General features: G+C 71.9%; 14 protein-coding genes. 9 read left to right on the top strand and 5 right to left on the bottom strand.

Annotated features, from left to right (window positions below; all coding sequences use genetic code 11):
- Position 1: 1 nt before the first annotated feature.
- Both ACIP4P_RS41185 and ACIP4P_RS41180 read right to left on the bottom strand, forming a co-directional pair.
- Complete coding sequence (locus ACIP4P_RS41185) at positions 2 to 1,120, bottom strand: lipid II:glycine glycyltransferase FemX (RefSeq protein ID WP_400928385.1); 1,119 nt, start codon at positions 1,118 to 1,120, stop codon at positions 2 to 4.
- A gap of 170 nt (positions 1,121 to 1,290) precedes the next feature.
- Positions 1,291 to 1,590, bottom strand: a complete 300-nt coding sequence (locus ACIP4P_RS41180; protein WP_350515709.1) for a hypothetical protein — start codon at positions 1,588 to 1,590, stop codon at positions 1,291 to 1,293.
- Positions 1,591 to 1,910: 320 nt separating this feature from the next.
- On the opposite strand from ACIP4P_RS41180, the gene rpsF reads away from it, so the two are divergent.
- The 4 genes from rpsF (at position 1,911) to rplI (ending at position 3,697) form a co-directional block, all read left to right on the top strand.
- Positions 1,911 to 2,201 carry a 30S ribosomal protein S6 gene (rpsF, locus tag ACIP4P_RS41175; RefSeq protein ID WP_350515710.1) on the top strand — a complete coding sequence of 97 codons (291 nt, stop codon included), beginning with the start codon at positions 1,911 to 1,913 and terminating at the stop codon, positions 2,199 to 2,201.
- Positions 2,202 to 2,296: 95 nt separating this feature from the next.
- Positions 2,297 to 2,917, top strand: coding sequence for a single-stranded DNA-binding protein (locus tag ACIP4P_RS41170; RefSeq protein ID WP_400928381.1), 621 nt, complete (start codon positions 2,297 to 2,299; stop codon positions 2,915 to 2,917).
- 79 nt (positions 2,918 to 2,996) lie between these two features.
- Positions 2,997 to 3,233: a 30S ribosomal protein S18 gene (gene rpsR / locus ACIP4P_RS41165; protein ID WP_350515712.1), complete on the top strand. Its 237-nt coding sequence runs from the start codon at positions 2,997 to 2,999 to the stop codon at positions 3,231 to 3,233.
- A 17-nt stretch (positions 3,234 to 3,250) separates the two neighbouring features.
- On the top strand, positions 3,251 to 3,697 hold the full coding sequence (rplI, locus tag ACIP4P_RS41160; RefSeq protein WP_350506558.1) for a 50S ribosomal protein L9: 447 nt from the start codon (positions 3,251 to 3,253) through the stop codon (positions 3,695 to 3,697).
- 70 nt (positions 3,698 to 3,767) lie between these two features.
- Here the strand turns inward: rplI and ACIP4P_RS41155 are convergent, their stop codons facing one another.
- Positions 3,768 to 5,174, bottom strand: coding sequence for an MATE family efflux transporter (locus tag ACIP4P_RS41155; RefSeq protein ID WP_350515713.1), 1,407 nt, complete (start codon positions 5,172 to 5,174; stop codon positions 3,768 to 3,770).
- A 579-nt stretch (positions 5,175 to 5,753) separates the two neighbouring features.
- Here ACIP4P_RS41155 and dnaB point away from each other — a divergent pair.
- Complete coding sequence (dnaB, locus tag ACIP4P_RS41150) at positions 5,754 to 7,247, top strand: replicative DNA helicase (protein ID WP_400928501.1); 1,494 nt, start codon at positions 5,754 to 5,756, stop codon at positions 7,245 to 7,247.
- A 43-nt stretch (positions 7,248 to 7,290) separates the two neighbouring features.
- Here the strand turns inward: dnaB and manA are convergent, their stop codons facing one another.
- A complete protein-coding gene (gene manA / locus ACIP4P_RS41145) occupies positions 7,291 to 8,469 on the bottom strand; it encodes a mannose-6-phosphate isomerase, class I (protein WP_400928375.1) in 1,179 nt (392 codons plus the stop codon).
- A 341-nt stretch (positions 8,470 to 8,810) separates the two neighbouring features.
- On the opposite strand from manA, the gene ACIP4P_RS41140 reads away from it, so the two are divergent.
- A complete protein-coding gene (locus ACIP4P_RS41140) occupies positions 8,811 to 9,578 on the top strand; it encodes a polyprenol monophosphomannose synthase (protein WP_350515716.1) in 768 nt (255 codons plus the stop codon).
- 108 nt (positions 9,579 to 9,686) lie between these two features.
- Here the strand turns inward: ACIP4P_RS41140 and ACIP4P_RS41135 are convergent, their stop codons facing one another.
- Positions 9,687 to 10,127, bottom strand: a complete 441-nt coding sequence (locus ACIP4P_RS41135) for a winged helix-turn-helix transcriptional regulator (RefSeq protein ID WP_400928371.1) — start codon at positions 10,125 to 10,127, stop codon at positions 9,687 to 9,689.
- A gap of 125 nt (positions 10,128 to 10,252) precedes the next feature.
- On the opposite strand from ACIP4P_RS41135, the gene ACIP4P_RS41130 reads away from it, so the two are divergent.
- From ACIP4P_RS41130 to ACIP4P_RS41120, 3 genes are all read left to right on the top strand, one after another.
- Entirely contained in the window at positions 10,253 to 10,900 is a 648-nt protein-coding gene (locus ACIP4P_RS41130) for an FMN-dependent NADH-azoreductase (RefSeq protein WP_400928368.1), read from the top strand.
- Positions 10,901 to 11,035: 135 nt separating this feature from the next.
- The gene (locus tag ACIP4P_RS41125) at positions 11,036 to 12,076 is read left to right on the top strand and encodes an MBL fold metallo-hydrolase (protein ID WP_400928365.1); all 1,041 of its coding nucleotides are present in this window, start codon (positions 11,036 to 11,038) and stop codon (positions 12,074 to 12,076) included.
- A gap of 17 nt (positions 12,077 to 12,093) precedes the next feature.
- Positions 12,094 to 12,678: a molybdenum cofactor guanylyltransferase gene (locus ACIP4P_RS41120; RefSeq protein ID WP_400928362.1), complete on the top strand. Its 585-nt coding sequence runs from the start codon at positions 12,094 to 12,096 to the stop codon at positions 12,676 to 12,678.
- Positions 12,679 to 12,833: the final 155 nt, after the last annotated feature.

Here is a 12,833-nt window from a genome sequence, read left to right as displayed (position 1 = left end):
CTCAGCGGCGGGACATGTAGAGGTCGAGGGCCTTGTGCAGCAGCTTGTTCAGCGGGAAGTCCCACTCGCCGAGGTACTCGGCCGCCTGGCCGCCGGTGCCGACCTTGAACTGGATCAGGCCGAACAGGTGGTCGTTCTCGTCCAGGGTGTCGCTGATGCCGCGCAGGTCGTACACGCCGCCGCCGAGGGCGTAGGCGTCGCGCATCATCCGCCACTGGATCGCGTTGGACGGCTTGACCTCGCGCTTGTGGTTGGCCGAGGCGCCGTAGGAGTACCAGACGTGCTCGCCGACCACCAGCATGGTGGTCGAGGCCAGCGGCTCGCCCTCGTGGTAGGCGATGTACAGCCGCATCCGGTTCGGGTCCTCGGAGTTGAGGGCGTTCCACATGCGCTGGAAGTAGGCCAGCGGGCGCGGGGTGAACTTGTCGCGCTCGGCGGTGACCAGGTAGAGCTGGTGGAAGATCGGCAGCTCGTCGTAGCCGCCCTGGACCACCTCGACGCCGCTCTTCTCGGCCTTCTTGATGTTGCGGCGCCAGAGCTGGTTGAAGCCCTTCTGGATGTCGTCCAGCGAGCGGTTGGCCAGCGGCACCTGGTAGACGTAGCGCGGCTGGACGTCGCCGAAGCCGGCGCCGCCGTCCTCGCCCTGCAGCCAGCCGGCCTTGCGCAGCCGGTCGGCCACCTCGAAGGCGCGCGCCTCGTACCAGTCGGCCTCGATGTCGCGCAGGCGCTTGGCCTGCTTGCCGGCGATGGCCTCCTTGATGGTGGCGGCGTTCCAGCGGCGGATGACCACCGGCGGGCCCATCTTCACCGAGAAGGCGCCCTGCGACTTCAGGTGCGCCAGCATCGGGGAGAGCCAGCGGTCCAGGTCCCGGTCGAACCAGTCGATCACCGGGCCCTCGGGCAGGTAGGCGAGGTAGCGCTTGACCTTCGGCAGCTGGCGGTAGAGCACCAGGCCCGCCCCGACCAGCTGGTTGTGCTCGTCGAACCAGCCGATCGACTCCGAGCGCCACTCGGCCTTCACGTCACCCCAGGCCGGCACCTGCATGTGGCTGGCCGAGGCGCGGCTCCTGATGAAGGCGAGGTGCTCCTCGCGGGTGATCGTCCTCAGGCGCAGGCTCATTGCTCGGTGCTCCTCGTCGGTCGGGCTGCGGTGGCCCCAGGTTCTCGGGCTCGACCCTATCGTCCGGGGCCCGGGAGCCCACCGCTGCGGGCACGACGGCGCCCCCGTCGGGTACCTGTCTCTTGAGCAGATACGCGACGGGGGCGCCGAGGGTTCCTGGAGCGGGGCGCTCAGCCCCAGAGACCGCCCCGGGCGAGCCCGAGGTAGAAGCCGATCGCGGAGGCGCCGAGGGTGATCATCAGGACGAAGCGCTCGGCGGTGGTGACCGAGACGAACATGCCCCACAGCCCGGTGATGATCCCGGCCAGGCCGGTCCACGAGGTCAGCAGGTGCAGGTTGTGGAAGAACGACGTGGTGAAGGCGATCACGCCGAGGACGGCGGTCAGGGCCACCAGGGTGTTCTCTCGGGGGTGCGGGTGGCCGTCGGTGTTCAGCGTGAGGGCGGGCATGCGGTGGACGGACTGGGCCATGGGTCCCACCTCCTGGCGTGGAGACGAACGGGCAGGAATCCCGTTCCGTCCAGATTGCGGCGGTTGGGTCCGTCTCACAACCCCTATGCGTTTTGTTCGGCCGTCCGGGTGCAGGTAGGCTGTGCCGTCTGCACTGGTGTAGTTGTGCCCCCTTGCGCCCTCTTTCGGGCGACACCCTCTTTCGGGTGGTCGGGGTCCGACTGTCCGACCCGGCCGCTACGGTGGGCCCGGAGTCGTCACCGCACCGGTGCCGACGCTACGCACAACCCTCCTGCCACGGAGAGACCGTGGCCGCTGAGTCCAAAGGAGGTGGGTTACTCATGCGTCACTACGAGCTGATGGTCATCCTCGACCCCTCGGTCGAGGAGCGCGCTGTCTCCCCCCTGATCGAGAACTTCCTCACCGTCGTCCGCAACGGCGGCGGCAAGGTCGAGAAGGTCGACACCTGGGGTCGTCGCCGCCTGGCTTACGAGATCAACAAGCAGTCCGAGGGCATCTACTCGGTCATCGACCTCAAGGCCACGCCTGAGGTCGTCAAGGAGCTCGACCGCCAGCTGGGCCTGAGCGAGTCGGTTCTGCGGACCAAGGTCCTGCGCCCGGAGACCCACTGAGCCAACCCGAGGCCTTCGGGTCTCGGGTAGCTCGCGTCCGCTGTTTCACGTGAAACAGCGGTGAACGGACATCTTCCCGAGAGGTCATCACCACCATGGCAGGCGAGACCGTCATCACCCTCGTCGGCAATCTCGTCGACGACCCCGAGCTGCGCTTCACCCCGTCGGGTGCGGCGGTCGCGAAGTTCCGCATCGCGTCCACCCCCCGCACCTTCGACCGTCAGACGAACGAGTGGAAGGACGGCGAGAGCCTCTTCCTCACGTGCAACGTCTGGCGGCAGCCGGCGGAGAACGTGGCCGAGTCGCTGCAGCGCGGCATGCGCGTCATCGTGCAGGGCCGACTGCGCCAGCGGTCTTACGAGACCAAGGAAGGCGAGAAGCGGACGGTCTTCGAGGTCGAGGTCGACGAGGTCGGCCCGAGCCTGCGCTCGGCGACCGCCAAGGTCACCCGGGCCAACCGGTCCGGTGGTCCCGGTGGCGCCCCCGGTGGCGGCTTCGGCGGCCAGCAGGGTGGCGGCGGCGGCCAGGGCGGCGGTTGGGGCGGCGGTGGCGGTCAGCAGGGCGGCGGCAACTGGGGTGGCAACTCCGGTGGCGGTCAGTCCGGCCCCTCCGACGACCCGTGGGCGTCCAGCGCTCCGTCCGGTGGAAACCAGGGCGGCGGCGGCTGGGGCGGTGCCCCGTCCGGCGGCGGTTACTCGGAAGAGCCTCCGTTCTAAGAGCTGACAGATTTCGTGCGGCCCGGCCGCAGGCGTCCCCGGACGCCGGCCGGGCCGTGAACCCCAAATGGAGCACACCATGGCGAAGCCGCCTGCTCGCAAGCCTAAGAAGAAGGTTTGCGCGTTCTGCAAGGACAAGGTCAACTACGTTGACTACAAGGACACGAACCTGCTGCGGAAGTACATCTCCGACCGCGGAAAGATCCGTGCCCGCCGGGTCACCGGCAACTGCACCCAGCACCAGCGTGACGTCGCCACGGCCGTGAAGAACAGCCGTGAGATGGCGCTGCTGCCCTACACCAGCACCGCGCGCTAAGAGAGGGTGACCAAGTAATGAAGATCATCCTCACGCACGAGGTGCCGGGTCTCGGCTCCGCCGGCGAGGTCGTCGAGGTCAAGGACGGCTACGCCCGCAACTTCCTGGTCCCGCGTGGCTTCGCCATCCGCTGGACCAAGGGTGGCCAGAAGGACGTCGACGCGATCCGTCGCGCCCGCAAGATCCACGCCATCCAGACCCTCGACGCCGCCAACGACGTCAAGGGCAAGCTCGAGGGCGTCCAGGTCAAGCTGGCCGTTCGCTCGGGCGACGCCGGCCGTCTGTTCGGCTCGGTGACCCAGGCCGACGTCGTCGAGGCCATCAAGGCCGCCGGCGGCCCGGCCGTGGACAAGCGCGCCGTCGCGATCGCCTCGCCGATCAAGACCGTGGGCACCCACAAGGTCTCGGTCAAGCTGCACTCGGACGTCGTGGCCAACCTCGACGTCGCCGTCGTGGCTGCCTGAGCTTCCTAGCAGTGGCCTGAGGGCCGGACTCCCCCCGGGGAGTCCGGCCCTCGGTCGTTCCCGGACCGGCTCAGCCCCGGACCGCCCCGGTGACCAGCCAGCGGCCGCCGCGGGCGCGGGCCACCAGGAACACCGCGCGGACCAGCATGAACAGGTTCATCGCCCACCACAGCCCGGCCAGCCCGCTGCCGGTGGCCGGCACCGCGAGGGCCGCCGGGGCGAACAGCGCCAGGGTGGCGAGCGAGGCCCGGGCCAGGTACGGGCCGTCCCCGGCGCCCATCAGCACGCCGTCCAGCACGAAGACCAGGCCGGCCACCGGCTGGCAGAGCGCGACCAGCAGCAGGGCCGTGTGCAGCTGCCCCTGGACCACCGGGTCCGGGGTGAACAGCGGGACGAACAGCGGCCGGGCGAGCACCACCAGCAGGCCGAGCACCACCCCGGAGCCCACGCCCCACTCGACCATCCGCCGGGTCGCCGCGCGGGCGCCCGGGGCGTCCGAGGCGCCCAGGTGGCGGCCGATGATGGCCTGCCCGGCGATCGCGATGGCGTCCAGCGCGAAGGCCAGGAAGCCGAACAGCGTCATCGCGATCTGGTGCGCGGCCACCTGGTCGTCGCCGAGCCGGGCGGCCACCGCGGTGGCGAGCATCAGCACCGCGCGCAGGCTGACCGTGCGCACCAGCAGCGGGCCGCCGGCCCGGGCACCGGCCCGGATGCCGACCGGGTCCGGCCGCAGCGAGGCCCGCTCCCGGCGGGCGCCGCGGACCACCACGACCAGGTAGGCGACCGCCATCCCGGTCTGGGTCAGCACGGTGCCCCAGGCCGAGCCGGCCACCCCGAGCCCGGCGCCGTACACCAGGCCGACGTTCAGGCCGATGTTGGCGGTGAAGCCCGCGACGGCCACCAGCAGCGGCGTACGGGTGTCCTGGAGGCCGCGCAGCACGCCGGTGGCGGCCAGCACCAGCAGCATCGCCGGGATGCCCAGCGAGCTGATCCGCAGGTACGTCACGGCGTACGGCGCCGCGGTCGGCGAGGCGCCCAGCACCCCGGCCGCCCAGGGGGCCAGCAGCAGGGTGAGCAGGACCACAGGGACGGCCAGGCCGAGGGCCAGCCAGAGACCGTCGACACCCTGCTGGACGGCGCCCCGGCGGTCCCCGGCGCCGATCCGGCGAGCCACCGCGGCGGTGGTGGCGTAGGCGAGGAAGACGAACACCCCGGTCGCGGTGGTGAGGGCGGCGGAGGCGACGCCGACCCCGGCGAGCTGGGGGGTGCCGAGGTGGCCGACGATCGCGGAGTCGGCCATCAGGAACAGCGGTTCGGCGACCAGGGCACCGAAGGCGGGCACCGCCAGGGCGAGGATCTCGCGGTCGTGGCCGCGCCCGGAACGGCGTCCGGGGTCACGTCCCGGGCTGCGGTCGGGGCTGGGGTCGGGACTGCGGCCCGGGCTGGGTCTGGGTGGCTCGTCGGTGGCGGCGCTCATGCGCTCCAGGGTACTCATCCACAGGTAATAGGCCTATCCAATGTTCAGCCATTACTCGAAACTGTGAGCGGCGCACTCCCTCCGGTACGTGCCCGTGGCCGCCCGGCGGCGTGTGAAGAATTTCTCATGCACAGGCCTCGGAAGAGGTAATCCCAGGTCAATGAGTTGACGAAGGGTCGATCGTCCGGTTATCCACAGGAGCTTCCACAGGGGTGTCCACAGCTTTGCGGCAGTTCTCCACAGCCCCGGGCCGCTCGTCCACACCCCCTGTGGATAACCACCTTGGCGCAAGGGCGTCCGGCGCCTTAGCGTGGGCCCTCCACCCGACACTCCCACCCACCCCGGCGTCCGATTTGTCGGTGCCGTGGCGTACAAAGAGGAGCGACTCCGCTCCACCCAGCCACCGGCAAGGCCCGCTCCAACTTCGCACCACTCGCTGATCGGGGAACACGCGTGACCGGCCCCCAGTACGACGACCACGACGCCCCGCCGCCGGAGGAGGACTGGCAGACCGCCGAGGACCCCTTCCCGGCCGGTGCCTTCGACGACGCCCCGTTCCCGGACAGTCCCGGCGACCGGCTGCCGGTCTCCCGCAACCGCGGCGGGCAGGGCGGCGGCGGCCAGGGCAACGGCCAGGGTGGCGGCCGCGGCGAGGGCTTCCGCAAGGGCGGCGGCGGCTTCGGCAAGGGCGGCAAGAACGGCAAGGACCGGGACCACCGGGACGACGACGGCCCGGGCGGCGTCGACGGCTTCGAGCGCGTCCCCCCGCAGGACCTCGCCGCCGAGCAGTCCGTCCTGGGCGGCATGCTGCTGTCCAAGGACGCCATCGCCGACGTGGTCGAGGTGCTCAAGCCGGCCGACTACTACCGGCCCGCGCACGAGATGATCCACGGCGCGATCCTCGACCTGTACGCCCGGGGCGAGCCGGCCGACCCGATCACCGTGGCCGGCGAGCTCACCAAGCGCGGCGAGCTGCAGCGCGTCGGCGGCGCCTCCTACCTGCACACCCTGGTCAACTCCGTCCCGACCGCGGCCAACGCCGAGTACTACGCCCAGATCGTCGCCGAGCGCGGGGTGCTGCGCCGGCTGGTCGAGGCCGGCACCCGGATCGCCGGCATGGGCTACGCGGCCGAGGGCGACGTCGACGAGATCGTCAACGCGGCCCAGGCGGAGATCTACGCCGTCACCGAGCAGCGCACCAACGAGGACTACGCGCCGCTGGCCGACATCATGGAGGGCGCCCTCGACGAGATCGAGGCGATCGGCTCCCGGAACGGCCAGATGTCCGGCGTGCCGACCGGCTTCGCCGACTTCGACCAGCTCACCAACGGGCTGCACCCCGGTCAGATGATCGTCATCGCGGCCCGACCCGCCATGGGTAAGTCCACCCTCGCGCTGGACTTCGCCCGGGCCTGCTCGATCCACAACAAGCTGCCCAGCGTGATCTTCTCGCTCGAAATGGGCCGCAACGAGATCGCCATGCGCCTGCTCTCCGCCGAGGCCCGGGTCGCGCTGCACCACATGCGCTCCGGCAACATGACGGACGACGACTGGACCCGGGTCGCCCGCCGGATGCCCGACGTCAGCGAGGCGCCGCTGTTCATCGACGACTCGCCGAACCTGTCGATGATGGAGATCCGCGCCAAGTGCCGCCGGCTCAAGCAGCGCAACGACATCAAGCTGATCGTCATCGACTACCTCCAGCTGATGCAGTCCGGCGGCTCCCGCCGGGCCGAGAACCGCCAGCAGGAGGTCTCGGACATGTCCCGGAACCTCAAGCTGCTGGCCAAGGAGCTGGAAGTCCCGGTCATCGCGCTGTCCCAGCTGAACCGTGGTCCCGAGCAGCGCACCGACAAGCGGCCGATGGTCTCCGACCTGCGAGAGTCCGGCTCGATCGAGCAGGACGCCGACATGGTCATCCTGCTGCACCGCGAGGACGCCTACGAGAAGGAGTCCCCGCGCGCGGGCGAGGCCGACCTGATCGTCGCCAAGCACCGTAACGGTCCGACCGCGACCATCACGGTGGCCTTCCAGGGCCACTACTCGCGCTTCGTCGACATGACCAGGGACTGACGGCCGGCGGCCGCCCCGCAGGGGGCGGGCGCCCGGGCCCGGGTCAGACCGTGACGGTGGCGCGGAACAGGGTGCCGGACGGGCCGGAGAGGCGGGTCGGGGCGCCGGTGGCCGGGAGGAACGCGGACTGGCCGCGGCCGAGGTCCAGGACGGCGCCGTCGGCGGCGGTGAGCCGTACCGCGCCCTCGGTGCAGAGCAGGATCTGCGGGGTGCGGCCGTCGATCTCCCGCTCCACGCCGTCCAGCTCGAAGCGGGAGAGCCGGAACTCGTCGATCGGGACGGGGTAGAGCTGCTCGCCGGGGGTGCCGTCGACCCGGACCGGGTGCACCACCCCGGGGGCGCCGGGCTCGAAGAGCACGATCTTCAGCAGCTCCGGCACGTCGATGTGCTTGGGGGTGAGGCCGGCCCGCAGCACGTTGTCCGAGTTGGCCTGCAGTTCCACGCAGACGCCGGACAGGTAGGCGTGCGGCACCCCGGCGCCCAGGTAGAGCGCCTCGCCGGCCCGCAGCCGGACGTGGTTGAGCAGCATGCCGGCGATCACGCCGCGGTCGTCCGGGAAGTCCTCGGCGATCCGCGCGTACGGCGCGTACTCCCCGGCCGGGTCGGTGCCGGCCAGCACCTCGACGGCCTCCCGGACGGTCGCGCCGTCCAGGGTGAGGACGGCGGCCAGGGCGCCGCGCAGCGCCTCGGCCGGGTCCTCGACGGACAGCAGGTCGATCACCCGGTCCAGCCCGGGGACCTTGAGCCCGGCCAGCAGCCCGGCCGCCCCGGCGGGCTCGCGGAACCCGCACAGGCCCTCGAACTCGCCCAGGGCGCAGACCATTTCGGGCTTGTGGCTGTCGTCGCGGTAGCTGCGCCCGGGGGCGTCCAGCGGGATGCCGAGGGCGTTCTCGGCGGCGAAGCCGGCCCGGGCCTGGTCGAGCGTGGGGTGGGCCTGGATGGACAGCGGGATGCCCGCGGCGAGCACCTTGAACAGGAACGGCAGGCCCGGGCCGAAGCGGGCCACGCTGGCCGCGCCGAGTTCGCCCTCGGGGTCGGCCGCGATCAGCTCGTCCAGTCGGCGCGGGCCGTCGCCGCGGTCGACCCGGGACGGGTCGCCGGGGTGGGCGCCCATCCACAGCTCGGCCTGCGGTTCGCCGGTCGGTTCCTGGCCCAGCAGCTCGGGCAGGGCCGTGAGCGACCCCCAGGCGTACGGGCGGACGGTGTTGACGAGCCTGTCCATGCGCGCGGTCCTACTCCTTCGCTGACGGGGCGGCCCCGGACGTCCCTGGTCCGGATCTCCGGGGCGGGCCCGGCGGTGCGGGCGGACCGCGTACGGGCAAGGGCATCGACCCTAGCCGACCCGGGTCACGTGCGGGGAAACAGTGGGCAAGGGATGGGAGTGCCGTGGTCCGACCGGTGGTTCCCGGGCGCGGTAGTAGAATGCCAGGACGCAGTAGTCTCCGCCCTCCGCAGCATTCTCCACCGTGGTCATCCCGTCGGCGGGCTGTCGGCCGGGCCGCGTTCCAGAGTGCGGGCGACGGTGTCTCTGACACTCCCCGCCATCGGCCGAGAGGTTTGTACGTGACCGTGAACCAGCAGAGTTTTGCTGATCTCGGCAGGGTCCTGGTGATCATCCCGACCTACAACGAGGCGGAGAACGTCGAGCGGATCGTCGGTCGGGTCCGGGCCGCGGTGCCCGAGGCCCACGTGCTGGTCGCCGACGACAACAGCCCCGACGGGACCGGTGAGCTGGCCGACAAGCTGGCCGCCGAGGACGCCAACGTCCAGGTCATGCACCGCAAGGGCAAGGAGGGCCTGGGCGCCGCCTACCTGGCGGGCTTCCGCTGGGGCATCGACAACGGCTACGACGTCCTGGTCGAGATGGACGCGGACGGCTCGCACCAGCCCGAGGAGCTGGACCGGCTGCTGGGCGCGCTGCGCGGCGCCGACCTGGTGCTCGGTTCGCGCTGGGTGCCGGGCGGCCGGGTGGTGAACTGGCCGAAGTCGCGGTTGCTGCTCTCGCGCGGCGGTTCGACCTACTCGCGGCTGATGCTGGGCGTGCCGATCCGGGACGTCACCGGCGGTTACCGGGCCTTCCGCAAGGAGACCCTGCTCGGCCTGGGCATGGACGAGGTGGCCTCGGCCGGGTACTGCTTCCAGGTCGACCTGGCCTGGCGCACCGTGAAGGCGGGCTTCAAGGTCGCCGAGGTGCCGATCACCTTCGTGGAGCGCGAGCTCGGCGCGTCCAAGATGAGCCGCACCATCGTGGTCGAGGCGCTCTGGCGGGTGACCTCCTGGGGCATCGCCGACCGGGTGGCCCGGCTGCGCGGTGGCGCCGCCGCACGCTGAGGTCCGTTCGTACCGAAGGGCCCGTTCGCCGAATCCGGCGGGCGGGCCCTTCGTCGTGTTCGGGTGGGGCCGGCGTCGTGTTCCGGCGGGGCCGGGTCGGCAGCCGGGTCAGCAGCCGGTCTTGGGCGCCGGGCCGCAGCCGCTCTTGAGGGCGCTCTCCGGCAGGTGGCGGTCGGCCCAGACGGCCAGTTCGGTGAGGGCCGGCTTGAGTGCGAGACCGGCCTCGGTGAGCCGGTAGCTGACCCGCAGCGGGGGGCCGGGGTCGACCTCGCGGAGCACCAGCCCGGCCTCGGTGAGCTCGGTCAGCCGGTCGGAGAGCATCCGCTCGCTGATGCCCGGGACGGCGCGGCGCAGCTCGGAGAAGTAGGCCGGGCCGCCGTGGGTCAGCACGCCCATCAGTAGGCCGGTCCAGCGCTTGCCGAGCAGGGTGAACACCCGGTTGAGGGCCAGCTCGACGTTGAAGCAGCCCTGCTCCGAGGGGGCGCACGGGTTGGCGGCGGTCGGGACTGCCTCGGTGACTGCGTCGGTGACTGCCTCGTGCTCGGCCATGGGTCCAGCGTACTCGACCGGTCATTAGTGACTGCAGAAAAGTAAGCTGCTACGTTGTTTGCAGCTACTGTGTTGTCTGCAGCTGCAGCGGAAAAGGCAGCTGCTTATCATTCGGAGGTTCAGTCATGGCCACGCTCCTGCACATCGACTCCTCGGCCCTCACCGACGGCTCCGTCTCCCGCGAGGTCACCGCCGCGTTCCGGGCCGCCTGGCAGGCCGAGCACCCCGGCGGCACGGTGATCCACCGCGACCTCGCCACCGACCCGATACCGCACCTGGACGCCCTGGGCATCAACGCCGGATACCTCCCGGCCGAGGCGCGCACCCCCGGGCAGGCCGCCGCCTTCGCACTGCGCGAGCAGCTGATGGTCGAGCTGGAGACCGCCGACGCGGTGCTGATCGGCGCCCCGATGTACAACTTCACGATCCCGTCCACCCTCAAGGCCTGGCTGGACCAGGTGATCCTGATGGGCCGCACGGCCGGCGAGGCGCCCTCCGCCAAGGGCACCCCGGTCACCGTGGTCGCCTCCCGCGGCGGCTCGTACGCGCCCGGCGCCCCGCGTGAGCCGTTCGAGTTCGTCACCACCTACCTGGAGAAGGTGCTGGGCGGCGGGCTCGGGCTGGAGGTCGACTTCATCGTTCCCGAGCTGACCATGGCGGCGGTCGTCCCGGCGCTGGCCGAGCTGCTGCCGAAGGCCGTCGAGTCCAAGGCGCAGGCGCTGGAGCAGGCCGCCCGCCGAGGCAAGGAGACGGCCGCCCGGGTCGCGGCCTGAGCGGTCCGACCCGGGGGGTGTGACCTGGGTCCGAAGGCGCGCCCCGCCGGGCGCGCCTTCCGCGCAATCGGCCGCCGGTACTCCCATGCTGTAGGGCGCAAGGAGTCCGACCGCCGAACCAGAGGGAGCAAGCCCGTGACGTCGTCCCCGCCCGAGGAGAGCGCCGGCGCGGAGCGGGCGGACGCCGAGCCCGTCGCGGCCGGGGCCGCCGAGCCCGCCGTGCCCGGTGCCGTCGACGACGCCGGGCGGCCGGTCCCTCCGCTGGAGGTCGCCGTCTTCACCGGGCCCGAGTCGGCCTTCTTCACCACCTCCACGCTGATCCTCGGCGAGCGGACCGCGATCCTGGTCGACGCCCAGCTCACCCGCAGCGCGGGCCGCGAACTCGCCGAGTGGGTCGCGGGCAAGGGCCGCCGCCTGCTCGCCATCGTGGTCACCCACCAGCACCCGGACCACTACTTCGGCGCCGAGGAGGTGCTCCGGCTCTTCCCGGACGCCCAGCTGCTGGCCGCGCCGGCCGTGGTCGAGGGCATCCGGCGCACCGTGGCGGCCAAGGTCGCCCAGTGGAAGCCGGTCTACGGCGACGACATCCCGGACCACCCGCTGGTCCCCGCGCCGCTGCTGCCCCAGCCGCTGATGCTCGACCGGCAGGTGATCCCGGTGCTGCTGCTCGGCCAGGCCGACTGCGGGGAGTCCACCGTCGTCCACGTGCCGAGCATCCGGACCGTGATCGCCGGGGACTTCGTCTGCAACGGCACCCACGTGTGGACCGCCGACACCACCCCGGCCCAGCGCACCACCTGGGGCCACAACCTCGGCCGGATCGCCGACCTCGGGGTGGACCGGGTGATCGCCGGGCACCGCGCGCCGGAGCAGGGCGACGATGCGGCCCGGGTGCTCGCCTTCACCGGGGAGTACCTCCAGGACTTCGACCGGCTGCTGGCGGAGCACCCGGACGACCCGGAGGCGCTGGTGACGGCGATGAACGAGCGGTACGGGGAGCTGACGCTGCCGTCCTTCCTGGAGCTGGGGGCTGTCGCGAACATCGCGCGGGGGGCGGCGGTGGGGGAGGTTGCGGAGTCCTCTGGGTCCTCTGGGGTCTCTGAGTCCGAGGAGTCCGGGGAGTCCGGGGAGTCCGAGGAGGGCGGGGATTCTTCGGAGGGAGGGGCGGGCGGGTAGCGCGGGATACTGGCCGCATGACGACGCCGTACGACGTGATCGTCCCGGCCGGCGGCGCGGGCCGGAGGCTCGGCGGGGTGGACAAGCCCGGGTTGCTGGTGGGGGAGAGCACGCTGCTGGACCGGGTGCTCGCCGCGTGTGTGGGCGCTCGGACCACCGTGGTGGTCGGGCCGGTCCGGCCGACCGCGCGGGTGGGAGTCCGTTGGACCAGGGAGCGGCCGCCCGGTGGTGGACCGGTCGCCGCCGTCGCGGCGGGGCTGGACCTCGTCACCGCGGAGGTCGTGCTGCTGTTCGCCGCTGATCTGCCTTTTCTGGACCGGCGTACGGTCGATCGGTTGGTCGCCGCCCTGGACGATGCGGGGGCGTCGGTGGAGGCCGCGGTGCTGGTCGACGCGGGGGGTCGGGACCAGCCGCTCGCCGCTGCCTACCGCACGGCGGCGTTGCGCTCGGCGCTCGTCGGGCTGGGTGATCCGGCGGGGCGGCCGTTGTGGCGGCTGGTCGGGGGGCTGGCGGGGGTGCGGGTGGCTGATACGGACAACGTCGCGTACGACTGTGATACCTGGGAGGACTTGGAGCAGGCTCGGGAGCGGGAGGGGGGCTGAGGGGGGTCTGTCGTTTGGGGTGGGCTCTCGGGAGGGTGGGTGACGCCGGGGGCGGTTCCGGGGGTGGGTGCTCCGGGGGCTGGGTGATTTTCGGACTGCCGACCCTGTTCGACTGTGCCCGGCCGCCGTTGGCAGTCTGAAAATCACCCGTCACG

This window comes from Kitasatospora sp. NPDC089509, from assembly GCF_044749365.1.
Classification (GTDB): domain Bacteria; phylum Actinomycetota; class Actinomycetes; order Streptomycetales; family Streptomycetaceae; genus Kitasatospora.
The sequence above is the reverse complement of the archived record's forward strand: the minus strand, read 5'-3'. Positions and strand labels throughout refer to the sequence as shown.

Bases quoted from the DNA above. Each gene is read 5' to 3' on its own strand.
- ACIP4P_RS41185 (WP_400928385.1), bottom strand. From the start codon at position 1,120: ATGAGCCTGCGCCTGAGGACGATCACCCGCGAGGAGCACCTCGCCTTC.
- ACIP4P_RS41180 (WP_350515709.1), bottom strand. From the start codon at position 1,590: ATGGCCCAGTCCGTCCACCGCATGCCCGCCCTCACGCTGAACACCGAC.
- rpsF (WP_350515710.1), top strand. From the start codon at position 1,911: ATGCGTCACTACGAGCTGATGGTCATCCTCGACCCCTCGGTCGAGGAG.
- ACIP4P_RS41170 (WP_400928381.1), top strand. From the start codon at position 2,297: ATGGCAGGCGAGACCGTCATCACCCTCGTCGGCAATCTCGTCGACGAC.
- rpsR (WP_350515712.1), top strand. From the start codon at position 2,997: ATGGCGAAGCCGCCTGCTCGCAAGCCTAAGAAGAAGGTTTGCGCGTTC.
- rplI (WP_350506558.1), top strand. From the start codon at position 3,251: ATGAAGATCATCCTCACGCACGAGGTGCCGGGTCTCGGCTCCGCCGGC.
- ACIP4P_RS41155 (WP_350515713.1), bottom strand. From the start codon at position 5,174: ATGAGCGCCGCCACCGACGAGCCACCCAGACCCAGCCCGGGCCGCAGT.
- manA (WP_400928375.1), bottom strand. From the start codon at position 8,469: ATGGACAGGCTCGTCAACACCGTCCGCCCGTACGCCTGGGGGTCGCTC.
- ACIP4P_RS41135 (WP_400928371.1), bottom strand. From the start codon at position 10,127: ATGGCCGAGCACGAGGCAGTCACCGACGCAGTCACCGAGGCAGTCCCG.
- ACIP4P_RS41130 (WP_400928368.1), top strand. From the start codon at position 10,253: ATGGCCACGCTCCTGCACATCGACTCCTCGGCCCTCACCGACGGCTCC.
- ACIP4P_RS41120 (WP_400928362.1), top strand. From the start codon at position 12,094: ATGACGACGCCGTACGACGTGATCGTCCCGGCCGGCGGCGCGGGCCGG.